This is a genomic window from Microbispora sp. H10836 (genome assembly GCF_012999525.1).
In the GTDB taxonomy this organism is placed as follows: Bacteria; Actinomycetota; Actinomycetes; order Streptosporangiales; family Streptosporangiaceae; genus Microbispora.
The window spans coordinates 844,764-867,444 of the sequence record NZ_JABBWU010000001.1; the positions used below are offsets into that span (position 1 = coordinate 844,764).

19 protein-coding genes are annotated in these 22,681 nt (G+C 73.9%); 3 read left to right on the plus strand and 16 right to left on the minus strand.

The features are described 5' to 3' along the window. Positions 1 to 40: 40 nt before the first annotated feature. From HHX30_RS03870 to HHX30_RS03885, 4 genes are all read right to left on the minus strand, one after another. On the minus strand, positions 41 to 763 hold the full coding sequence (locus HHX30_RS03870; RefSeq protein WP_169979353.1) for an alpha/beta fold hydrolase: 723 nt from the start codon (positions 761 to 763) through the stop codon (positions 41 to 43). A 100-nt stretch (positions 764 to 863) separates the two neighbouring features. Then, the gene (locus tag HHX30_RS03875) at positions 864 to 1,625 is read right to left on the minus strand and encodes a 4'-phosphopantetheinyl transferase superfamily protein (protein ID WP_169979355.1); all 762 of its coding nucleotides are present in this window, start codon (positions 1,623 to 1,625) and stop codon (positions 864 to 866) included. A gap of 24 nt (positions 1,626 to 1,649) precedes the next feature. Continuing rightward, positions 1,650 to 1,979, minus strand: a complete 330-nt coding sequence (locus HHX30_RS03880) for a hypothetical protein (RefSeq protein WP_311922062.1) — start codon at positions 1,977 to 1,979, stop codon at positions 1,650 to 1,652. A gap of 231 nt (positions 1,980 to 2,210) precedes the next feature. Beyond that, on the minus strand, positions 2,211 to 3,827 hold the full coding sequence (locus HHX30_RS03885; RefSeq protein WP_169979357.1) for an acyl-CoA carboxylase subunit beta: 1,617 nt from the start codon (positions 3,825 to 3,827) through the stop codon (positions 2,211 to 2,213). Between the two features lie 241 nt (positions 3,828 to 4,068). Here HHX30_RS03885 and HHX30_RS03890 point away from each other — a divergent pair, with 241 nt between their 5' ends. Further along, positions 4,069 to 4,299 (plus strand): hypothetical protein, encoded by a 231-nt coding sequence (locus tag HHX30_RS03890; protein WP_169979359.1) that lies wholly within the window; start codon positions 4,069 to 4,071, stop codon positions 4,297 to 4,299. 33 nt (positions 4,300 to 4,332) lie between these two features. On the opposite strand, the gene HHX30_RS03895 is transcribed toward HHX30_RS03890, so the two are convergent. The 7 genes from HHX30_RS03895 to HHX30_RS03925 all read right to left on the minus strand — a co-directional run bounded on the left by HHX30_RS03895 (position 4,333) and on the right by HHX30_RS03925 (position 11,243). Beyond that, positions 4,333 to 5,319, minus strand: a complete 987-nt coding sequence (locus HHX30_RS03895) for a helix-turn-helix transcriptional regulator (RefSeq protein ID WP_169979360.1) — start codon at positions 5,317 to 5,319, stop codon at positions 4,333 to 4,335. Positions 5,320 to 5,380: 61 nt separating this feature from the next. Beyond that, positions 5,381 to 6,484, minus strand: coding sequence for a hypothetical protein (locus tag HHX30_RS03900; protein WP_169979362.1), 1,104 nt, complete (start codon positions 6,482 to 6,484; stop codon positions 5,381 to 5,383). Positions 6,485 to 6,509: 25 nt separating this feature from the next. Further along, positions 6,510 to 7,313, minus strand: a complete 804-nt coding sequence (locus tag HHX30_RS03905) for a TIGR03084 family metal-binding protein (RefSeq protein WP_169979363.1) — start codon at positions 7,311 to 7,313, stop codon at positions 6,510 to 6,512. Further along, complete coding sequence (locus HHX30_RS42485; protein ID WP_169979365.1) at positions 7,310 to 8,401, minus strand: carboxymuconolactone decarboxylase family protein; 1,092 nt, start codon at positions 8,399 to 8,401, stop codon at positions 7,310 to 7,312. Before HHX30_RS42485 ends, HHX30_RS03905 begins: the two co-directional genes overlap by 4 nt. 12 nt (positions 8,402 to 8,413) lie before the next feature. Beyond that, entirely contained in the window at positions 8,414 to 10,075 is a 1,662-nt protein-coding gene (locus HHX30_RS03915; protein ID WP_169979367.1) for an FAD-dependent oxidoreductase, read from the minus strand. Next, on the minus strand, positions 10,072 to 10,641 hold the full coding sequence (locus HHX30_RS03920; protein WP_169979369.1) for a DUF5987 family protein: 570 nt from the start codon (positions 10,639 to 10,641) through the stop codon (positions 10,072 to 10,074). Before HHX30_RS03920 ends, HHX30_RS03915 begins: the two co-directional genes overlap by 4 nt. Positions 10,642 to 10,679: 38 nt before the next feature. Beyond that, a complete protein-coding gene (locus tag HHX30_RS03925) occupies positions 10,680 to 11,243 on the minus strand; it encodes a SigE family RNA polymerase sigma factor (RefSeq protein ID WP_169979371.1) in 564 nt (187 codons plus the stop codon). Between the two features lie 207 nt (positions 11,244 to 11,450). On the opposite strand from HHX30_RS03925, the gene HHX30_RS03930 reads away from it, so the two are divergent. Both HHX30_RS03930 and HHX30_RS03935 read left to right on the plus strand, forming a co-directional pair. After that, positions 11,451 to 12,296 carry a metallophosphoesterase gene (locus HHX30_RS03930; RefSeq protein WP_169979373.1) on the plus strand — a complete coding sequence of 282 codons (846 nt, stop codon included), beginning with the start codon at positions 11,451 to 11,453 and terminating at the stop codon, positions 12,294 to 12,296. Between the two features lie 293 nt (positions 12,297 to 12,589). Continuing rightward, positions 12,590 to 13,360 (plus strand): AraC family transcriptional regulator, encoded by a 771-nt coding sequence (locus HHX30_RS03935; protein WP_169979375.1) that lies wholly within the window; start codon positions 12,590 to 12,592, stop codon positions 13,358 to 13,360. A 109-nt stretch (positions 13,361 to 13,469) separates the two neighbouring features. Here HHX30_RS03935 and HHX30_RS03940 read toward each other — a convergent pair whose 3' ends face one another. From HHX30_RS03940 to HHX30_RS03960, 5 genes are read right to left on the minus strand one after another with little or no spacing between them, the layout of a single operon-like run. After that, positions 13,470 to 14,852, minus strand: coding sequence for a cytochrome P450 (locus HHX30_RS03940; RefSeq protein ID WP_311922063.1), 1,383 nt, complete (start codon positions 14,850 to 14,852; stop codon positions 13,470 to 13,472). After that, positions 14,849 to 15,400 (minus strand): flavin reductase family protein, encoded by a 552-nt coding sequence (locus HHX30_RS03945; protein ID WP_311922064.1) that lies wholly within the window; start codon positions 15,398 to 15,400, stop codon positions 14,849 to 14,851. The genes HHX30_RS03940 and HHX30_RS03945 overlap by 4 nt, the downstream gene beginning before the upstream one ends. Positions 15,401 to 15,415: 15 nt before the next feature. Next, positions 15,416 to 15,844: a thioesterase family protein gene (locus tag HHX30_RS03950; RefSeq protein ID WP_169979377.1), complete on the minus strand. Its 429-nt coding sequence runs from the start codon at positions 15,842 to 15,844 to the stop codon at positions 15,416 to 15,418. Beyond that, positions 15,841 to 21,669 carry a type I polyketide synthase gene (locus HHX30_RS03955; protein ID WP_169979379.1) on the minus strand — a complete coding sequence of 1,943 codons (5,829 nt, stop codon included), beginning with the start codon at positions 21,667 to 21,669 and terminating at the stop codon, positions 15,841 to 15,843. The genes HHX30_RS03950 and HHX30_RS03955 overlap by 4 nt, the downstream gene beginning before the upstream one ends. Then, entirely contained in the window at positions 21,666 to 22,676 is a 1,011-nt protein-coding gene (locus tag HHX30_RS03960) for an enediyne biosynthesis protein (RefSeq protein ID WP_169979381.1), read from the minus strand. The genes HHX30_RS03955 and HHX30_RS03960 overlap by 4 nt, the downstream gene beginning before the upstream one ends. Positions 22,677 to 22,681: the final 5 nt, after the last annotated feature.

Below are 22,681 nucleotides of genomic sequence, written 5' to 3' on the forward strand. Positions count from 1 at the left end.
TGCGGGCGATTACCGGGGCGGCGCGCCGGGCCGCCCCCTACTAGGCGCGCCCGGCGATCCGGTGCAGGAGCAGGGCGAGCCGCCCGGGCGCCGAGATCATGGGCCAGTGCCCGGTCGGCAACGTGTGGAAGCGCCAGTTCGGGGCGGCGCGCAGGGCGTCGACGTCGGCGGCGACGCGTCCGCCGAAGTGTTCCATGGAGCAGACGACGTACGTGGCGCGCTGCTGCGTCAGGGGGCGGGTCAGGACGGCGGGCTCGGCGATGGTGCGGCCGGGATGTCCGACGAGGCGCTCGGCCAGCCACCGCGCCTGCCGCCGGGTCAGGCCCTGCCCCTCGCCCACGACGGCGGCGTCGGGCGCGGGCCAGCGGCCGCCGTTGTCCTCGATGAGCCGCAGCTCCGCGGCGTGCTGGCGCTCGGGGAACGCGTGCAGCATCGACTTGCCGTCGTGCGGCAGGAACGCCTCGACGAACACGGTGTGCGCCACCCGGTCGGCCGCGCGGTCGGCGACCTGGCCGGCCACGATGCCGGAGTAGCTGTGCGCCACGAGGACGACGTCGCGCAGGTCCTCCTCCTCCAGCAGCGACAGCACGGTGCCGACGTGCGTCTCCAGGCCGACGCCCGCGACGTCCCCGTCGGGATCGGCCAGGCCGGGGAGTGTGATCGCGCGGGCGGCATGACCGTAGCCGCGCAGGCGCCGCGCCACCGGCCCCCACGCCCAGGCGCCCATCCAGGGGCCCGGGATCAGGATGAAGCCCTTGTTCACGAGAATCAGCCTTCTTCTGGTCGGCCCGGTGCGGATTCACGCGGCGAGCTGGTCTTCACCCGCCATTGAGCGGCCTCGCACCGGGCGTCGTCAACGCCGCTCACGCGGCCTGGCGTGCCGTCTCGAAGCCGGCGCGCCGGCGCAGGAGCGCGGCGTCCGCCTCGCGGACCGTGATGCCGTGGTCGCCGCCGAGCACCGCGACGACGGCGACGTACCCGGGGCCGGGGTCGAGGGGGTGGATCCGCACCGCCGCGGGCGGCACGTCCAGCGGCCAGCTCAGCAGCGCGGGGCTCTCCCCCGGGCCGGTCACCTCGACCCGGTCCGGGGAGATTCGCAGACCGTGCCCGGTGGCCTTGAGCGCGGCCTCCTTGCGCACCCAGATCCGGGCGAAGCCTTCGTACCGCGCGTGCTCGGGAAGGGCCACGAGGGCGCGGCGCTCGGTCTCGGTCAGCGCGCAGCGCGCGAGGTCGTCCACCGGCGTCGCGGGCACCGCCTCCACGTCTACGCCCAGCGGCCCCACGGCCGTCAGCGCCACCGCGACCCGGTCACCCGAATGGGAGATGGAGACGTGCAGGGTCTCCCCCTCCGTCAGGATGCGGGGCTTGCCGTGGTACCTGTCGCAGTCGGGGCACGTCCGGTCCACCACCACGTCCGCGGGACGGACGCCCAGCCGCTCGGCCGCGGCCTCCCGCAGCAGGCGCGCCCCGGTCAGGAAGCGGCGGCGGTCGGGCTCGCGGCGGAAGCGGGCCGCACGGCGCAACTCGTTCGCGCTGAGGTCCCGCACCAGGGTGTCGATCGTTTCCAGCCGCGGGTCCGCCCACCACACATGGCACTCACCCGCCGCCACAACCGAGGCGATCATCGGTTCGTCTCCTTCGTTAGCGTCCTACTGCCGGGGACCCTCCAGGGGACGGCAGGCGACCAGTTCGAGGTGGCTGACCTCGGGGCTGGTGAGGATCCTCGCCACCTCGGCGCGGACTCCTCCCGCCGTCGTCCCTTCCGCGCGGATTCTGATGACGATGTCGCCGGCGACCTGTTCGAGGTGCTTGTGCCAGCTACCGGGAAGAAGCGCGAGCACCCGGATCCCGTCCACCGGCGAGCCCGGAGCCGCCTGCCCGTCCGTCCGGCGCATCGTCAGCTGAACCAGCATGGCCTCGGCTCCCTCTCCGGCCGCCGGCCTGGCGGCCTCGCGCGCCGCGGCGGCCGGGCCCCGCACGCGGCTCCTCCGGGGAGGCGGGCGCCCGCGGGCCACCGCCTCCGTCCGCTGCCTGTTGTCGTCACACCTTCAATGTGCGGCCGTGGGGGGCGTGGAACCAGGGCTTGCCCAGGCAGCAAGCTGCAGCGGGGTTACCGCATCCTGCCAGCGGAGGCGTCCGGGCACGCGAACGCCCGCCGCCGCCCGGACGGGCGGGGCGGGCGCGGGAATGGGCATCCGAGGGTGGGACGCTTACAGGGGCACGTTCCCGTGCTTGCGCTGCGCCCCCGGCTTGCGCTTGTCGCGCAGCATGGCGAGGCCGCGGGCGACGGCGGAGCGCGTCTGCACCGGGTCGATCACGTCGTCGACCAGGCCGCGCTCGGCTGCGTACTGCGGGTGGACCAGCTCACCGGCGTACCGGGCGAGCAGCTCCGCGCGCAGGCCCGCCGGGTCGGCCGCGGCGGCGAGCTCACGGCGGAAGACGACGTTGACCGCGCCCTCGGCGCCCATCACCGCGATCTCGTTGGTCGGCCACGCAAGCGACAGGTCCGCGCCGATCGACCGGGAGTCCATCACGATGTAGGCCCCGCCGTACGCCTTGCGCAGGATGACCTGGATGCGGGGCACGGTCGCCTCGCAGTACGCGTAGAGCAGTTTGGCGCCGTGCCGAATGATGCCGGCGTACTCCTGGTCGGTGCCGGGGAGGAAGCCCGGCACGTCGACGAGGGTCACCAGCGGGATGTTGAAGGCGTCGCAGAACCGCACGAACCTGGCCGCCTTCTGCGCCGCGTCGGCGTCCAGCACGCCCGCGAGCACCAAGGGCTGGTTGCCGACCACTCCGACCACCGCGCCGTCGACGCGGGCCAGCGCGCAGATCACGTTGCGCGCCCAGCCCTCGTGCAGTTCGAGGAAGTCGCCGTCGTCGACCAGCTCCGCGATCACCTCGCGCATGTCGTACGGCTTGCTGGGCTCGGCCGGAACGATCTCCGCCAGGCGCGGGCGCGTGTCGCGGGACGCGTCGCACGGCGGCGCCGCGGGCGGCGGTTCGAGGTTGTTGCCCGGCAGCATCGAGAGGAGGTAGCGCACCTCCGCCAGGCAGGCCTCCTCGTCGTCGTGCACGAACGCCGCCACGCCCGAGCGGGTGCCGTGGACCTGGGCGCCGCCCAGCTCGGCGTGGGTGACCCGCTGGCCGGTCACCGCCTCGACGACGTCCGGCCCGGTCAGGTAGAGCTGCGAGGTGCCCTGCACCATGAAGGTGAAGTCGGCCAGCGCGGCGGAGTAGGCCGCGCCTCCGGCGCAGGGCCCGAGCACGACGCTGATCTGCGGGATCACGCCGGACGCCTGGACGTTGCGCCGGAAGATGCCGCCGTAGCCGTTGAGGGACATCACCCCCTCCTGGATCCGCGCGCCGCCGCTGTCGTTCAGGCCGATGAACGGCGAGCCGGTGGACATGGCGAGGTCCATCACTTTGTGGATCTTCTCGGCGTGCGCCTCCCCCAGGGAGCCGCCGAAGACCGTGAAGTCCTGGGCGTAGACGAACACCCGCCGGCCGTGGACGGTGCCGGAGCCGGCGACGACGCCGTCGGTGTGCGGGCGCCGCCCGTCCATGCCCAGCCCCTGCGCCCGGTGCCGCCGGTAGATGTCGATCTCCACGAACGAGCCCTCGTCGAGCAGCAGGTCCAGCCGCTCGCGGGCGGTCCGCTTGCCCAGCGCGTGCTGCCGGGCCACGCCGTCGGGACGGCCGGCGACGGTCCGGGCGCGCAGCCGGGCCAGCTCCTCGCGCAGCGCGCCCATCGAACGGGCCGGCCGCTCCGGGGGCGTCCGCGGCGGCAGGTCCGCCGGTGCGACGTCGAGTTCCGAGATGCTCATCAGCGCTCCTCCCCCCGCGGTGCGCGTTGTGCGCGCGCCGGCGTTCCGGGTCACGTGGCCTCAGTCAAAATCTCGCGGGCCCGCGCTGTCACCTCCTCCTTTGCCATGCGGCGCCGGGATGGCAGGAAGCGGTAACGCCGGTGCAGCTTGCTGCACGCCGGACGCCTGGTTCCGGGTCCTGTGGCGCCGCACAGTAGGTAGTGCGAGAACAACCCCTCCGGCAGCGAGAGAAGGCACCGAGATGAAGACCCTGGTCTCCTCCCCCACCGCTTCGTGGAGCACCCTCAAGTGGGCCATCGCCCTGGCGTCCGGCGCCCTCGCGTGCGGGCTCGCGGCGGGCACGGCCGGCATGGCGAGCACGGCGGGAGGCGCAGGCGTCGTGGACGACGGGCCGCGGATCACCGTGCTCGCCGACGGCAACGACGGGAACACCTGGGGCAGCCCGGTGCAGTACGGCAACACGTGGGGGTGAGCGCCGCGCCCCCGCGTGGGCCCCGCACCGAGCTCAGATCCAGTTCTCCTCCTTGGCCCGCAGGGCCGCCTGGAACCGGTTGACGGCGCCGAGCCTGGCCATCAGATCGGCCACGTAGCGCCGGTAGGTCCGCACCGAGACGTCCAGCTCCCTGGCCGCGATCTCGTCCTTGTCCGCCGTGGCCATCACCGCGAGCACCCGCTGCTCCATCTCCGACAGCGCGGGCTCCAAGGTCGTGGGCTCCATGATGTCGCGGAAGTCGGTGGCCGACTTCCACACCCCGTCGAAGTAGATGACGAGCTGGGAGACCAGCCCGGGCTCCCTGACCAGCAACGCGCCCTTCGCGCTCTCCTTGGGGTCGATGGGCACGACGGCGGCGCTCCGGTCGTAGATGAGCATGCGGTCCATCGGCTGATCGGTGACGCGCACCTCGGCGCCGAGGCTGACCAGCTCGCGCAGGTAGGACACCATGAACGGGTCGTCGAGCGCGGCCGGGTGGTAGACGCCCTTGATCGCCAGGCCCCGGCGCAGCGAGCGGGTGTCCAGCGGCAGCGCCGACTCGATCATCACCCGGCTGAACGGGCCGCCCGGATGCAGGCAGAGCGTCTCCTTGTAGGAGAAGAAGGCGAGGTCGTCGATGCGCTGGCGAACCCGCTCGACGCCTTCCACCCGTTCGATGTCGAGGACCGTCGCCGCGCGGTCGCCCTCGTGCTTGTCCTCCATGAAGACGGCGATCGCGTCGCGCGCCGCCAGGACCCGCCGGATCTCGGCGTTGAGCTCGTTGAGGCGCTTTTCCACCAGCCGCTCGATGCCGATGCGCGGCTCCGTCGCCACGACCCTGTGCCGGTCGGCGATGTCGAGCAGGGACAGCCGGCTGAGCGTCTCCACGGCGGCCTCGACGGTGTCCGCGGACAGGCCCAGCGCCTCCGGCACCGAACCGACTCCCTCGCCCTTGCACCGGAGGAAATACCGGTAGATCTCGGCCGCCTCGGGTGAGATGCCGATCACGGAGACGTCCACGGCTCACCTCCCGCGTCTTCGTGGTGCGATCCGCGTGACGGGGTGTGCGACGGGGCGGGGACTAGCGAACCGGACACGGCACCTCGATCCCCGGCCGCTCTCGCCGGTAGCAGGAGGCGCCCGGGCAGACCACCTTGACGGCCTCGCGGGACTCCCCCGCCTCGACGAGGATCGGCTCGTGCCCGAACCGGCGGTAGGCGACGCCCGCCCAGCCGGACGGGACGGGCCCGGCGGGCTCGTCGACGATCCCGGGATCGGCGTCGACGGCCGTGCGCTCCAGGTCCGCCGGGTGACCGTCCTCGTGGCGCCACGCGACGAGGCGGCTCGGCGCGCCCAGGTCCGGGACGGCCTGCCCCGGCTGCGCCCCGGCCGCGACCGCGAGCAGGAAAGCCTCGCGCACCGCCGCGCCGAGCGTGCGCCCGCAGGCGGCGGCCGTGGTCGTGGCCGCGCCGCGCACGCGTACGAGCACGGTCCTGACCTCGCCGGCCGGCAGCACGTACGCCGAGATCGACAGGCCGAGCCCGGAGGCCGCCTCCGCGACCCCGGGTGGCAGCAGTCCGCCGAGGTACGGCGTGATCCGCAGCGGCGGGCGGCGGGACGCGGCCCGCCACCGGAGGACCGCGTCGTGGGCGAGCACGTCGGCGACGCCGGCGGGGGCGCAGTCGTCCACCACGCCGATCGCGGTGGGCTCGACCGGGCCACCGTGCTCCCGCAGCCACACGACCTCGCCCGGCAGCCGGTAACCGGCACCGGTCAGCAGCCCCCTGCCCGCGACGAGCGGGCCGCCGCTCCCGGTGGGGTGCGGCACGGTGGCGTGCGGCACGGCGGCGTGCGGCGCGGCGGCGTGCGGCGCGATGAGCTGCGGCACGGTGGGGTGCGGCACGGTGGGGTGCGGCACGAAATCGGACAGGCGCAGTGCCCTGCCGCCCCCGCCGGGCGTCGCCCGCGGTGCGGGTCCTTCACGCAGCAGGCCCAGGGCCCGGGCGCGGGCCCGTGCCCTGGACAGTGCCGCCTCGGCGGAGAAACCGGCGGCGACCACCGGAAGATCGGCCGCCGACGCCCGCGCGTACGCGAGGTGGACCGTGCCGTCCAGGCAGCCGGCCACCTCTCCCGCCGTCCCCGGCGTCTCCCCCGCCGTCCGGAAGCCCGCGGGTGTGGGCCTCATCGGTTCCTCCTTACTCCGCCTCCCGCTACACGCGCGCGGGAGCGAACTGGCCCGGCCTGCGGCCCTGTCCGGCCGGGCCGCGGTAGGCCTGGGCGATGTCCAGCCAGCGGTCGGCCTCGGCGCCGACGGCCGTGACCGCGAGGTCGTCCCGGTGCCGGCGCCGGGTCACCAGCAGGCAGAAGTCGGCGGCGGGGCCGGAGACCCGCTGCTCGGCGTCCTCGGGCCCGTACGCCCACACCTGACCGGAGGGCGCGGTGATCTCGAAGCGGAACTGCTCGGCCGGCGGCGTGAGGCCGCGCGACAGGTAGCCGAAGTCGCGGGTGAGCACGGCGAACACGACGAGGTGGCCCAGGCGGTCGGTGCGCTCGAGTTCCACTCCCAGCGTGTCGGCGATGTCCTGCCCGTGGGCGAACTGCTCCATGATCCCGGCGCACGCGAGCACGACCGGCGGCAGCGGGTTGACCAGCCAGGGCACGGTCGCGTCCGCGGGCACGGCGGCGAGCGCCTCGACCACCTCCGCGCGCACGGACCGCCACTTGGCGAGCAGTTCGGCCGGCGTGTCGTTCTCGAACATCTTGAGCGCGGCGTTCACCGCCGCGTCGAAGTTCCCCTTGGCCGGGGCGGTCATCGCCTCGAACGCCGCGGGGTCGCTCGCCGCCGTCGCGGCCAGCCGGAAGACGAAGGTGAGGTGGGCGATCTGGTCCCTGACCGTCCATCCGGGCGCGGGGGTGGGCAGGTTCCACTGGTCCGGGTCGAGGCCGGCCACGATGCGGTCGAGCTGCTCGCCCTCCGCGGTGAGGTCCCTGAGCACGGTCTCCAGCTGGGTCATCGGGCAGTCCTCTCACTAGAAGTCGTCGCGGTGTCACGGTCACCAACATGCGGGCGGGCCTCGTGGGCCCAGGCGCCGGCGCGGCGCGCGGCGGACATGGCGGCCCACGCCGTCAGTTCGACGAGCGTCCGGTCGTCCGGCTCCGCGCGCCTGAATTCGTCCACGACTCCCTCGTCCACCTGGTAGGAGGCGAGGGCGGTGAGCAGCGCCAGGCGTCCGGCCGGTCGGTGCCGGTCGGGCAGGACGGACACGGCGCCGGCGACCCACGCGCGGCCCAGGCCGGGAGGCTCGCCGTTCCAGCCGTCGAGCACGTCCGTGACCAGGTCGCGCACCGGTTCCGGCACCGAGCGGCGCCCGGCCTCCTCCACGGCCGCCGCAGCCCGGGCGAATGCCCCGGCGACGTGCGGAACGTCCCGCGCCCAGGACAGGTCGGGCGGCAGCGGCGCGTCCGGCAGCAGGCTCAGCGAGTCGCCCGGGGTCGCCGCCCTGCTCGCCGCCGGGGCCATGAGCAGCCCGAACAGCCGCATGAGTCCCTTGCGGGCCCGTACGGGCACTCCGGGGGGCAGCGGGGAGTCGCCGAGGAAGACGTTGACCATCCGGTTCAGGTACTGGAACGTCACGGCCACCGCGATCAGCTCGGCGGCCTGGTCCGGCGGCACCGGGAGGGCGTGCGAGGCGGCCTCCCCGCGCCGCGCGGCCGCCCGCGCCCACTCCTCGATCCGCGAGGTCCGGGGGTCGGTGGCAGCGCCGCCACGTCTGACGAGGGCGTCCAGCGTGGCCCGGTGCACGTCCACGCAGTACGGGCAGGAGTTGCCCCGCGAGACGGCCGTCGCGACGGCCTCCTTGACCTGCCGGGCGACCGCGCCCCGCGCGAGCAGCGACTCACGCAGCGCCAGCCAGCACGCGGCCAGGACGGGCGGGGCGGGCGAGTGCAGGATCACGGGCGGCGCCAGCATGCCGAAGTCCCGCTCGACCTGCGCGTACACCCGGCGGACGAGGTCCGGCGCCGCGTTCGGGCGCACCGGGGCGACGTGGCGGACCTGCGCCAGCGTGCCCGGCAGCGTGGCGCGGGCGAGGACGGCCCCCATCTCGGCTCCCCCTTACCTTCTCGTCAGGCTCGGCAGCAGGTCGGCGACCCCGCGGCGGCCGCTGGTCCCGCCGTCGGGGGCCGGCGCGCCGTAGGTGACGTCCACGCCCCGGTCCTGCGCGGCCCGGACGATGCCGGGGATCGCGCGCTCGGCGAGCGCCGCGATGGTCATGGCCGGGTTGACGGTCAGCGCGCCCGGCACGGCGGAGCCGTCGGTGACGAAGATGCCCGGGTGCCCGCGCAGCTCGTTCCGGTCGTCGAGGGCGGAGGTCGCGGGGTCGTCGCCGATGCGGCAGGACGACAGCGGGTGCACGGTGTACGCGCCGATCACGTCGTTGGTCCAGGCGGTGACGGTGGCCAGGCCGTCGCGCTCCAGGATCTCCTTGACCTCGGCGTCCGCCATGGCCCAGGCGCGCAGCGTGGTCTCCGCGGGGTCGTACTTGAGGCGCCCGACGCCGAGCATCTGCTGGGACACCCGGTCGGCGTTGCCCTTGGCCGGCGGCGGGCCGAAGACGCCCTCGTTGGCGTCCTCGATCATCTGGAAGATGATCAGCCAGGACTGCCAGCGCCGCAGCATCTCCTTCTTCTTCACGCCGAACCAGGTCGACTCACCCGGGGCGGCGTCGGCGACCTGCGCGAGGATGGTGCCGAGGCCGGGCGGGAAGTAGAGCTGCTCCAGCGAGTAGCGGGTGAACTCGGGCAGCGAGCCGTCGAGCCGGTCCCAGTTCGCCACGGTCGGGCCCTTGCCGATCTGGTTGGCCGCGTACGCGAGGCCGTCGCCCCGGGACAGGCCGAGCACCTCGCGCACCCGGTCCTCGTTGAGCACCGCGGTGTTGAGCCGCTCGCCGTTGCCGGAGAAGTAGCGGCCCACCGCGTGCGGCATGGCGCCGAGCGTCGCCTCGCTGCGCTGCAGGATGACGGGCGTGGCTCCGGCTCCCGCCGCCAGCACGATGATCTTGGCGTCGATCGCCCCGCCGTCGTAGCGGATCCGGTAGTCCTCCTCGTCGATGAGGTCGTAGTGCACGCGGTAGGAGCCGTCGTGGTTGCGCTCGATCCGCTGCACCTCGTGCAGCGGGCGGATCTGCGCGCCGTGGGCGAGCGCCGCCGGCAGGTAGTTGGTCAGCAGCGAGCGCTTCGCGTCGAAGCGGCACCCGGCCATCATCCAGTTGCAGTTGACGCACTTGGCGTTGTCGATCGCCACCGGCACCGGGTTGGCGGTGCGGCCGGAGTGGTCGCAGGCGGCGGCCCACAGCCCGCCCGCGTAGGTGACGTCGTTCCAGTCCTGGGTGGTGACGGGGATGGACTCCGCCACCCGGTCGTACCAGGGGTCGAGGGTGTCGCGGCTGACGGAGGCCGGCCACATCCGGCGGCCGATGGTTCCGTGGCGCTCGAAGACGAAGCGCGGCGCGCGGGGCATGGCGGCGAAGTAGACGACGCTTCCGCCGCCCACGCAGTTGCCGCCGAGCACGCTCATGCCGTCGCCGACGACGAAGTCGAAGGCCCGCGTGTAGGACGAGCCGAGCTTGAAGTCGTGCTCGAAGTCCTGCGCGCCCAGCCACGGCCCCCGTTCGAGCACGACGACGCGCGCCCCGCCCGCGGCCAGGTGGTAGGCCGCGATGGCGCCGCCGAAGCCGCTGCCGACCACGAGGACGTCGGTGCGTTCAGTGCTGGTCATGCGGGGCTCCCTGAGGGGGTCGTGTCCGGGTGCAGGCGGGCCAGGGGCCTGCCGTAGGAGTGGGCGGGGAACCGCCACAGTCCGTCGTCGCCGGGACGGGCGATGCCCATCGCGAGCAGCCCGGGATGCCCGGCGGCGATCGCCTCGGCCGTGCTCGTGTGCGCCGCGGAGTCGTAGGCCATGTTGCTGAACAGCGCGAGCAGGACCCAGAACGCCTTCTCCGGGTGGTCGGGCGCGGTCAGCCGGCGCACCAGGGCGGTCCGGTGCTCGAAGGTGAGGGCGACGAACGGCGGCACCGAGTCGTCCAGCGTGAGCCCGTGCTCCGCCGCGTAGTCGCGGGCGTGGTCGCCGAGCAGGCGGGCGTAGTCGTCCAGGCCCTCCGTGACGCCGGTCGCGTTCCATTCGAGCAGCTCGATGGCGCCGGCCTGCACCGCCCCGGCGCCCTCGGCCGCGCCGGCCACGGCCAGGTCGCCGGGGTACCTCTTCTCACCGGGGACGATCGTGTCCGCGAAGGCTTCCAGTGTCGTCGTCCTGGGATTGTCGTCTGCTGGGGCTCGCGGCGGCATGGGCGTTCCCTCGTGTCTCAGTTCGACTCAGGTCACCTTCATCGTCCGGGCACCGCCGCGCGCGTCGCATCTTCCGCGTTGCGCCGCGCCTCTCCGGCCGTGCCGTCCGAGGCGGCCGTCAGTGCCGTACGCAGGGTGGCCAGCGCGCGGACCGTCTGGCTGCGGACCGTGGAGCCCTCGCTGCCCATCGCCGACGCCGTCTCCTCGACGCTGCGGTCCTCCCAGTAGCGCAGGACGACGGCGGCCCGCTGCCGGGGGCCGAGACCGGCGAGCGCGTTCATCAGCAGGATGCGGTCGACCACGAGCGTGTAGGGGTCGGCCAGGGGTTCGGGCTCGGGCGGCAGCTCGTGCAGGACCTCCCGCGACCACCGGTGCGACCTGCGGTCGCTGTAGACCAGCCGGATCATGATCGCCCGCGCGTACCCGGAGAGCCTGTCGTGCCGCTCCAGCCTGTCCCAGTGGCGGTGGAGGGCGATCAGGGTCCGCTGGACGAGGTCCTCGGCCTCGTGCCAGTCCGACGTGAGCAGGAAGGCCGTGCGCCGCAGCGCCGGCCAGGCCTGTCTCGCGTAGCGCGAGAACCCGTCGTCGCGAGCCTCGGCCATCCGCCCACACTCCCCAACAGGGCCGCGTCCCCTGCCCGCGGGCTGAGAAGCGCTCTCCCGCGGCCTGGGCCAACGGAGCCAGAATTGGCCGCCCCAACCTGGCGTCACAACCCCTATCCGGACCCCCTGTCCCCTATCCGGAAATCTGGGGTCCCATAACCGCCGCGAGCGATTCCCGCGCCCGCCGGATCCCTTTACGATTTCGTCGTGACCGGCTGGCGGACGAAAAATGGAAGACTGCTCGCGATAAGCGACCTCCATGTCGCCCACCCGGAAAACCGGGCGCTCGTGGAATCGCTGCGTCCCGGCGCGCCGGGCGACTGGCTGATTGTCGCCGGCGACGTCGGCGAGCGGATTTCCGACGTCGAATGGGCGCTCGCCACGCTGCGGGACCGTTTCGCGGCGGTTGTGTGGACGCCCGGCAACCACGAACTGTGGACCACGCCCGGCGACCCCGAGCCCCTGCGGGGCGAGGAGCGCTACCGCCGGCTCGTCCAGGTCTGCCGCCGGATCGGGGTGCTCACTCCCGAGGACCCCTACCCGGTGTGGACCGGGGAGGGCGGCCCGGCGACCGTGGTCCCCCTGTTCCTGCTGTACGACTACAGCTTCCGCGACCCGCACACCACCAAGGAGGAGTCGCTCGCCCAGGCGTACCGGCTGGGCGTCGTCTGCACCGACGAGATCCTGCTCGACCCCCACCCGTACCCCAGCCGGGAGGCGTGGTGCCGGGCGCGGCTGCGGGAGACCGAGTCGCGGCTCGAGGCGCGCGACCCCGGACTGCCGACCGTCCTGGTCAACCACTTCCCGCTGCTCCGCGAGCCCACCCGCGTGCTGCGGCACCAGGTGTTCGCCCAGTGGTGCGGCACCGAGCACACGGCCGACTGGCACCTGCGCTACCACGCGTCCGCCGTGGTGTACGGCCACCTGCACGTGCCGCGGACGACATGGCACGACGGCGTGCGGTTCGAGGAGGTGTCGCTCGGCTACCCGCGCGAGCGGCGCCACCACGCCGGGCCGCCGGCGCCGCGGCAGATCCTCCCCGCCGCGGCGTAGCACGGGCACACCGCCGGCGTGCCGCCACACGGCGCGGCGACCACGGAAAGCGACCGGACGACCACCCGAACACAATTCTCAAATTAATTCCCGTTTCCATGCAGCGCCGGACCCCTCCGGCCGCATGTAAAAGAACGAAAGACCGGAACGAGGCGGCCGGAAATCGGAGGGCGCCGCCGTGAATTCCGGGCGACGAGCATTCCACGAAATCCGCGGGCGGCACCATTCGCGCGCGGACCCGCCGATCCGATTCAGGATCGCTCACCAGACGCCTCCGGACACCGGGAGGAGTAATGGACGAAGTAATCGAGCGAGCCGCGCTGAGGGTGATCGAGAACATGCACGAGAACCTCGGCGAACCGATCACCATCGACGACATGGCCCGGGTGGCCATGTTCAGCAAGTTCCACTTCTCGCGGGTCTTCCAGCGGGTCACCGGACTGTCCCCGGGACGTTTCCTGTCCGCCGTACGGCTCCGCGAGGCCAAGAGGCTGCTCGCCTCGACCGTGATGAGCGTGACGAACATCAGCCACCAGGTGGGCTATTCGAGCGTCGGCACCTTCAGCTCGCGGTTCACCAGCAGCGTGGGCCTGTCCCCGAGCAGGTACCGCGTGCTCGGAAGCGTGACGCCGCAGCTGCTCGCGGCCGGGCCTGGCGCCACCCCCTCCGGCGCCACGGCGACGATCGCGGGCGAGATCTCCTCGCCGCTGCCGGACCGGCCGGTCTTCGCCGGGTTGTTCCCCGAGCGGATCCTTGGCGGACGCCCGGTCTGCTACACCCTGCTCGACCGGCCCGGGCCGTACGTGCTGGAGAACGTGCCGCCGGGGCGGTGGCACCTGATCGCGCAGTCGGCCGCCGAGGGGCACGAGGACGCCTTCGGCACCCCCGGCGGCGAGGACGAGGCGCAGTGCATCTCGTGCAGCGGGCCGATCACCGTGCGGCCCGGCGCGGGAGCACAGGTCGCCGACGTCCGGCTCCGGCCGATGCGCCCGCTCGACCCGCCGGTCCTGCTGGCTTTGCGCGACCTGCTGTCGCCGGTCGGCGCCGCCAGGCAGGCCTGCTGAACGGCCGGCCCCGCATCCACGCGGCTCCCACGCGGCTCCTCACGCGAAGACGGCCGGGCGTCACCGCCCGGCCGCTCGCTTTCAACCCGATTCCCCCGCGCGCTGCTCCCTACGCGCGGTGGACGGTCATGGGCAGGCCGCCGCGGACCCGCAGCGACAGCATCGCCTCGGGGACCACGGGACGGCCGGGCACATGGGCCAGCCGCAGCTCGCGGGAGACCATCGCGAGGACGAACGTCGCCTCCATCATGCCCAGGTGGTTGCCGACGCAGAACCGCGGCCCGGCGCCGAAGGGGATGTAGGCGTACCGCGGCCGGCCGTGCGCGCGGTCCGGGTCGAACCGCTCGGGATCGAACCGCTCGGGGTCGGTCCAGTACGCGGGGTGCCGGTGCAGCGTGTACGGGCTGATCATGACGTCCGCCCCGGCCGGCACGTGGTAGCCGCCGACCTCGTCGTCCCGCTGGGCCACCCGGGTCAGCGCCCACACGGGCGGGTAGAGACGCATCACCTCCTCGATCACCATGGCGGTGTACCTGAGCCGGTGCAGGTCGTCGTACACCGGGGGCCGGTCGCCGAGGACCTCCACGGCCTCGGCCCGCAGCCGCTCGCGCACCTCCGGATGCCGGTCCAGCAGGTGGAAGGCCCACGACAGCGTGCTCGCCGTCGTCTCGTGCCCGGCCAGCAGCAGGGTGACCAGGTCCTCGCGCATCCGCCGCCGCGCGGGACGGGGATCGACGCCCGCGGGCGAGGCGAGCAGCCGGGTCACGACGTCGTCCCCACCGTCCGGATGGCCTGCCACCAGGCGGTCGGCGACCCGGTACAGGTCCCGGCGGGCGCGGCGGAAGCGCAGGTGCCCGGGCAGCGGCAGCCACAGCGGCACCATGCTCAGCGACACCATCTCGAACATCGCCTGGTCCTGCATGTCCTCGAAGGCGTGCCCGATCGAGTGGAACCGGTCGAGGTCGGCGCCGAGCAGGGTGCGGCCGAGCACGCCGAGGGCGAGCCGCGTCATCTCCCCCGCCAGGTCGACCGGCGGCCCGCCCACCCGCGCCCGCAGCCGCTCCACCAGGCGCGCCGCCTCGCCGGCGATCACGGCGTCCTGGTGGGCGATCCGCTTGTTCTGGAACATCGGCTGGACCGTCCTGCGCTGGGCGCGCCACACCTCGCCCTCGCTGGTGAGCAGCCCGTCCCCGATGACCCGCTTCGCCTCGGCGAGGCCGATCCCCTTGTGGTACGCCGCGCTGTTGTCGGCCAGCACGTGCTTGGCGTGGTCCGGGTGGTTGAACAGGTAGATGCTCTTGGGCCCGATGGTCAGCCGTACGGCGTCGCCGTACGCCGCGGTGGCCGAGGTGAGCAGCCCCAGCCGGTCGCGGACGAGCTGGAGGAACAGCCGCGGCGTGGCCGTCACCGGGGGGCCGGGCGGCGCCACCTGGGCGCCGCCCTTGCGGGTCCGGGGCGGCGCGAGGACGGCGCGGCGGCTCGTCGCGCTCACGCCGGCACCCCCGGCCGGTCGGTGAGCTCCTGGAACCGGCCGCGGTAGACCAGCAGGCCCTCCCGGTCGGTCTGCTGCTCCATGGACAGCACCTTGCCGAGGAAGATCGTGTGGTCGCCGCCGTCGTAGGTGCGCCACAGCTCGCACTCGAACCTGGCGACCGTCCCGGCGATCAGCGGGACCCCGGTCAGGTCGCCGGGCAGCCACTCGACCTCCTCGAACTGGGCGGCGCCCAGCGCGCGGTAGCGGTTGGCGAAGTGCCTCGCCTCGCTCTCCTGGTGGGCCGCGAGGACCGAGACCCCGAAGAAGCCCGTCATGCTGAGGCACTGGTGCATGACGGCGGCCCGGTCGATGCAGACCAGCACGAGCGGCGGGTCGAGCGAGACGGAGGCGAAGGAGTTGGCGGTCATGGCGTGCGGGACGGACCCGCCCGTCGTCACCACGGTCACACCGGTGGCGAAGGCGCCGAACGCCCGCCGCAGCGCCTTGGCGTCGTTCACCTGGCCGTCCATCTGCAGGGATGATGCCGTTGATTGGTCGACAGTCACGCTGACCTCCTGGGGTTAGGACGCGTACGGTTCGAGCGCCCTGACCAGCGACTCGGGAACCCGGGCGGGCGCGGTGCGGGTGTTCGGCCCGCGCATGCAGGCCACGCGCTGCCTGCCGCGGGCCACGAGCGTCTCGCCCTCGCCCGGGTTGAGCCGCACGTAGTCGAAGCTGAACTCGACCTGCGTCTGGGCGAGATCGACCAGGCGCATCCGGATGGACAGCTCGTCGAACGCGGTGATCTCGGCGAAGAACTCGCAGTCGACCTTCAGCGTGAACAGCTTCAGGTCGTCCTGCAGGTCGGCGAGCACCTCCGGCGCCCGCTCCTTGAGGAACATCTCCCGGCAACGTCCCTGCCACCGCAGGTAGTTGACGTAGTAGACGTTCCCGACGATGTTCGTCTCCTCGAATCCCACGGTGTGGAGGTATTCGTAGTAGTCACTCACGCCCGCGACCGCCCTTCGGTGAGCACCGCGATCACTACCGGCCCCGCGACGTCCCGCAGGGAGGTGACGAGCGTCGCGATCCGCGCGTCCCCGGCGTCGACGACCGCCCACGAGCCGGACACGGTCCCGGCCGCGAGCGGGGTGTCCTCCGGCAGGCCGGCCCGTCGCAGGGACCGCACCCCGGCCAGGACCCGCGCGGCCGCGACCGCGGGGGCCTCGCCGGTGAGGGCGGCTACCCGCTCGGCGACCGCGGCGTTCGGCCCGAGGGCCTCCCGCCACCGCCCGTCCCCCTCGCCGGACGCGGTCACCTCGGCGATCTCGCAGCCCAGCGGCCCGCCGCCGGCGACGCACAGCGTCACTCCGGCCCCGTGTGCCGCCGACACCGCGACGCCGTCGCCGGCCTCGCCGCCGATCTCCGGCTCGCCGCCGGGACCGGACCGCACCTCGACGGGGCGGCCGAGCGCCCGGCCCAGCCCCACGGCCGCGCGGGCGCCGCGCCCGGCGGCGCCGTCCGGCTCGCCCGGCAGGCCGGGTTCGACCACGACGGCCACCCGGTCACCGGTCAGGTCCTCCAGCGTCCGCTCCAGGTAGGAGCCGAGCAGGGGGGCCACCCAGGGACCCGCGCCGCCGTCCTTCTTGCGTACGGCCTGCAGGGTCAGGCCGTCCCACCGCTCCACGACGGTGCCGTCCCCGGTGCGGACCGCGATGTCGTAGACGTAGGTGTCGCCGTCGCGCTCGCGCTCCGTCGCGCAGTACCGCAGCGCGCCCGCCTCCGCGAGGGCGGGGCCGCCGGGACGCACCCGTTCGATCCCCACCGGGAGCAACGTGGCGTCCGGCACGCAGACCTGGTTGCCGTGCATCAGCGCGTCCCGCGTGCCCGGGTCGCCGAGGAGCAGGGTGTCCGGCAGGTAGCGGGCGAACCAGTCCCCGTCGGCCAGCGCGGCCACGTCGGCGTCCACGTGGCGGGCGGCGGCGCGGTGGTAGCGGCGCAGCCGGTGGAACCGGCCGCCCTGGAACAGCAGGTCGCCGTACATCTCCCGGGCCGGGTCCAGCGTCACCGGGGGCAGGCCCTCGGTGACCTGGCCGGGCGGCCCGTCCGCCACGGGCTCGCCGGTGTAGCGCAGCCGGGCGCGGAAGTGGTCCACCTCGAAGCCGGTGTCCGAGCTGCGGATCGCCGCCTCGACCGTGTCGTCGCCGGTGACCGTCGCGGCGATCCGCAGCGTCGTGCTGCCGGCCGGCGGCACCACGATCGGCCGCAGGAACCGCGCGTCCTCGATCGCCGGCGTCTCCCGCCGCCCGGTGGCCGCGTACGCGACCTGGGCCATGGCCTCCATCCCGAAGACGGCAGGGAACAGCAGGTTGCCGTCGAGGAGGTGGTCGGCGAGATAGAGGTCGGTGCCCGCGTTGACCTCGACCTCGGTGACGAGCTCGACGCCGTGGTAGCGGATCAGCGGGCGGTCGACGAAGCGCAGCAGGGGCAGCGGCGGCTCGTCCCTGCGGACCGTGCCGATCCCCTCCGTACGCCCGCTGATCACGACGACGACGGGCGAGGCGGGGTCGGCGACCAGCCTCCGCATGATCTCCACCCCCTGCTCGGGGGTGATCGGGACGATGCCCTTGCGGGTCAGCCCCTCGACCACCGACAGGCGCTCGCCCATGCCGACGTCCGACCAGACCGACCACTCCATGCAGATGGCGCGGCAGCCCGGGTGCTTGTCGGCGACCTCCCTGGTCAGGTCGGCCAGCCACTCGTTGGCGGTCGCGTAGTGCGCCTCGCCGTGCAGACCGGCCCTGCCGATGATGCTGCCGAAGGTGACCAGCAGGCGCAGCCTGCCGGGGTCCACCACGTCGAGCACGTTGCGCAGCCCGCCGACCTTGGGGGCGAACGTCCGGCCGAAGGCGTCGGCGTCGAGGCCGGCGAGCCCGGCGGGCTCGTTGCGGCCGGCGCCGTGCAGGACCGCGGTGACCGGCCCCAGCTCCGCCTCCAGCTCGGCGATTCCCCGGCGCACCTGACCGGGGTCGGTCACGTCGGCCCTGGCGTACCGCACGGTCACCCCGGCCTCGGCCATCCGCCGCAGGGTCGCGGCGAGCTCCGCGTCGCCGGCCGGGTCGGAGCGGCCGAGCACGGCCAGCTTCGCGCCGCTGTCGGTGGCGACCGCCAGTGCGCACTCGGCGGTGATGCCCTTGCCGCCGCCGGTCACCAGCAGGACGTCCTCCGCGCCGAGCGGCGGGACCTGGGTGGCCGGCCGTACCGGCAGGGCGCGCAGCGTCGGCACCCGGCGCACGCCGTCGGCGTCGTAGTACGCCTCGGCGAAGCCGGTGGTCGCCGCAACCTCGGCCACCACGCGGCCGACCGCCTCCGGCACCGCCGGGGTGTGCACGACGGTGGTGCGCAGGTGCGGCGCCTCCAGGTGCAGCGTCTTGGCCAGCCCGGCCGCGCCCCGGTCGTGCTGGACCAGGACGAACCGGGTGCCGGGCGGGCCGGCCAGGGCGGCCTTGGCGCCCAGCAGCGCCTGCTCCAGGTGCTCCTCGGCGCAGTCCGGAGGCAGGCACACCAGCACCCCGGAGCCGACGTTCCCCTCCTCGAGCGCCCGGCGCAGCGGCTCGGCGATCGGGGACGACCCGGCGGCGTACAGCCGCCACCGGCCGCTGTCCCCGGGGCCGGTCCGCGCCGGGAGCGGCACCTCGTCGAGGTCGACCGCGAACGGCCTGGCCCAGTCGGCGGCGCCGGCCACCACGGCCGCCGGTGCGGCGGCCCGGCCCTGCGGCTCCCGCGTGAGCCGGTCGAGCGCCTCGGCCAGTTCACGCAGGCTCGCGGTGGCGAGGTTGGTGGGGGCCTGCGCGGCGGGCACCCCAAGGCGCTGGACGGCCTGGTCGATGATGTGCATGACCGTGACCGAGCTGAGGTGCAGCTCGTCGAGCGGCCTGCTGTCCTCGCTCACCATCTCCAGCGGCAGTTCCGCCCGCTCGGCCGCGAGGCGCCGCAGCAGGTCGATGCTCGACCCGGCCTCGGCCGCGGCGTCGGCGGAGACGACGGGGGCCGCCGTCGCGGCGGGCGGCGCGGCCTCCCCGGCCGCCCGCGCCCGCGTCGCCGCCACGGTGACCCGGGGCGCGGCCTCCGCCGGACTGGCGAAGAAGCTGAACTCCGCGCCGATCTCCAGGGGCCGGACCAGCCGGCCGTGGAAGAGGTCCTCCAGGAGGACGGGGACGCCGGTCACGTAGGCCGCGCCGGCCACCCGCAGCAGCCCGGCCAGCGACTCGTCGTCGGTGTCGAGCGCGACCGCGGGCACCTCCGTCGCCGCCGCGGCCAGACCGGTCAGCACCCGGCCCGGGCCGACCTCGACGAACAGGGCGACGTCCTTGGCCGCCCGCTCGACCGCCTGGGTGAACCGCACCGGCTCGGTGATCTGCCGCCGCAGCAGCTCGCGCAGGTCCGCGACCGGCGGCAGGTCCTCGCCGGTCACGGTGGAGACGATCCGCCGCCCGACCGGGCCGAACTCCTGCCCGGCCAGGTACGCGCCGAACGCCTCGGCCGCGGGCGCCACCAGCGGCGAGTGGAAGGCGTGGGACACCGCGAGCGGGGTCCAGTTCAGGCCCGCGTCGGAGGCCCTGCGCCCCGCCTCCTCCACCGCGTCGGCCTGGCCGGCGACGACGGTCTGGCTCGGGCCGTTGTATCCGGCGATCACCACCGGCAGCCCGGCGATGAGGTCGGTCACCGTCTGCGGGGTCGCCCGGATGCCGGCCATGGTGCCCGAGGAGCTGTGCTCGGTCATGGCCCGGCCGCGGGCGGCGGCCAGGCCGAGCAGCGTGTCCTCGTCCATGGCGCCGGCCCACTGCAGCGCCGACAGCTCGCCGAGGCTGTGGCCCACCGCGACGTCGGCCTCCAGGCCGAGGAGGGACAGCGCGCGCAGTCCCGCCATCGAGCCGGTGACGATGCGCGGCTGGGCGACCGCGGTTGCCACCATGTCCCCCGTGGACGGCAGCGCCGCCCTGGCGTAGATTTCCTCGACCTCGGGGAAGCGGCGGCGCAGGGCCCCGCCGCTGGTGCCGCGGCCCGAGCCCTGCCCGGGGAAGAGGAAGCCGATCCGGCAGGGGCCGTCGGCGTGGCCGAGGAAGGCCCGGCCGTCGGAGGCGAACAGGCTGGTCTCGCCGCCGTCGAGGGCGGTGAGCACCCGCCGCAGCTGCCGCTCGGCGTCCTCGGGCGAGGAGACCACCACCGCCGCCCGGTAGGGCTGGTCCCGCAGCTCGCGCTGCAGGGTGACCGCCAGGTCGGCGAGCTGCGCGTACGACAGCCGGGTCACGAAGTCGGCCAGCGTGGCCACCCGCTCCCGCAGCGCCTGCGGCGAGGCGGCGTCGGCCAGCAGCAGCTCGGCGTCCTGCAGGGAGGAGGCCAGGCTCCTGGTGCGGGCGGGCAGCACGCGCCGCCGCGGCCCGCTCTTCTCCAGCACGACGTGGGTGTTGATGCCGCCGAAGCCCATGGCCGTGACGCCGGCCCTGACCGGGACGTCCTCTGGCCAGGGCTCCGCCTTGCGCAGCGCGCGCAGCGGGGCGTCCTGCTTCGCGAGGATCTGGTGCGGCTCGACGCAGCCGATGGCGGGCGGCAGGACCTGCTCGTGGACCGCCATCGCGGTCTTGATCAGTCCGGCCACCCCGGCCGCGGCCTTGGCGTGCCCGATCATCCCCTTGATCGAGGTGACGGCGGCGGGCGCCGTCGCCGGGGCCGCGTCGGTCCTGGCCTCCGACAGCGCGGTGAGCTCGGTCGCGTCGCCCACCGCGGTGCCGGTGCCGTGGCCCTCGAACAGGCCGACCGTCTCGATGCCGAACCCGGCCCGTTCGTAGGCCCGGCTCAGCGCGAGCCGATAGCCGCTCACCTCGGGCCTGGTCATGCCGCCCCGGCCGTCGGAGGAGACGCCCCAGCCCGCGATGACGGCGTAGATCCGGCGACCGGCCTCGACGGCGTCGGACTCGCGCATCAGCACGACCATCCCGCAGCCCTCGCCCGGCCAGAAGCCGTTGGAGTGCTTGTCGTACAGGCGCATCTCGCCCTTGGCCAGCGCGCCGGTCTTCGCGAAGCCGATGATCTCGAAGGGGTCGATGGACAGGTCGACCCCGCCGGCGACGGCGACGTCCAGGTCGCCGTCGAGCAGCGCCTTGCACGCCGTCGTCACCGACAGCAGCGAGGAGGAGCAGGCGCCGTCCACGGTGTAGCCGCCGCCGTTGAGGTCGAAGTGGTTGCAGATGCGCCCGGCGATGGTGTTCGACAGGCCGCCCGCGAGGGTGTCCTCGTCGACCTCGGGGAACGGGCTCTTGTAGGTGGCCTCCAGGTCCGCGAGGAAGGCGGCCAGCCGTTCGTCGTCCCAGCCCTGGTCCTTCAGCGTCGCCGCGACCGTGCGGCGGACGTACGGCCAGCGCAGGCGCAGGATGTTGGCGCGGGTGAACTCGCCGGTCAGGGTGTTGCCGACGACGACTCCGGTGCGCTCGCGCGGCAGCCCCTCCCCTTCGGGGAAGCCCGCGTCGGCCAGCGCACGGCCCGCCATGTCGAGGGCGAGCCAGTGCGTCAGGTCGGTCGAGCGGTACGTGCTGCCGGCGATCCGGTAGCCGACCCGGTCGAACTCGTAGCCCTCGATGACGGCGGCGGTGCGGGCGTAGAACCGGTCGGGCACCGACGGATCGGGGTCCCAGTAGTCCTCCAGGCGCATCCGCTCGTCCGGGAGCCTGCGGAAGGCGCGCCGGCCGGCCAGCGCGTTCTCCCACAGCTCCCGCGGTGAGGCGGCGTCGGGATATCGGCAGGCCATGCCGACGATGGCGATCCTGGTCGTGCTCATACGGACGCCGCCTCTTTGCCGTTGACCGAGACGGGGCCGGTCACGATGACCGGGGCCGGCGTCTGGGACGGGATGGACGGCGCCTGGGCCTGCGCCGGGGCCTGCGCCTGCTGGCGTGCCTTGTTCACGAAGTGCAGCGCCCAGAAGAAGCCGCCCCGGATCGCGCAGACGCCGGCGGTGGCGAAGAACAGGGCGTACGAGATGTGGACGGCGGTGAGCAGGCCGTACAGCAGGGCGACGCCGGCGCCGAAGGCGATCTGCGAGCCGGGCTTCGACGGCGTCGTGCCCGGGTCGGTGATCATGTAGTTGGTGAACAGGATGAAGGCGACGCCGGTCATCATGGCGAGCGCGGCCGGGATCGAGGTGCCGAAGAAGACGCCGCGCAGGATCGCCTGCAGGGCGAACGCGCCCACCCAGCCGGCGATCAGCGGCATGCGGCCGGTGAGCTTGCCGTTCAGCATCGTGCCGCCGACGATGATGATCCCGGGCACCAGCCAGTCGATCCAGGTGTCGACGTTCTCGGTGAAGTGGTACGGCGGGGCGATGCTGGCCCAGGGGAACAGCAGCAGGATGACGGCGATGCCGAAGTTCGACGGGTTCATGTAGTGGCGCAGGCGGCCCTTCACCGGGGCCCGCAGGACCCACTTGGCACCGACGGCCACCACGACGCCGAAGACGAGCACCAGGACCTGGTCGTTGACGTAGGTCAGCATGTTCATGGCCAGGCTGGTGATGTGCGCCGGGTAGAGGAACTCGATCAGCCCGCGCAGGCCGTTGCCCTTGTAGCGCGGGGGCCGCCCCTCGGCCCGCGAGCCGATCCGCTCCAGGACGATCTCGGTGGTGTACCCGGTGGCGAGGGCGATGAAGGGCCACAGCCAGGGCTGCTCGAAGCCGAGGATCGTGTAGCCGACGATGTTGAAGACCGAAATCGAGATCGCGAAGTTGCGCAGCGCGATGACCACCTTGGGGTCGTGGCGCGGCCCCGCGACGGGCGTGTTCTCAGCCATGTCCG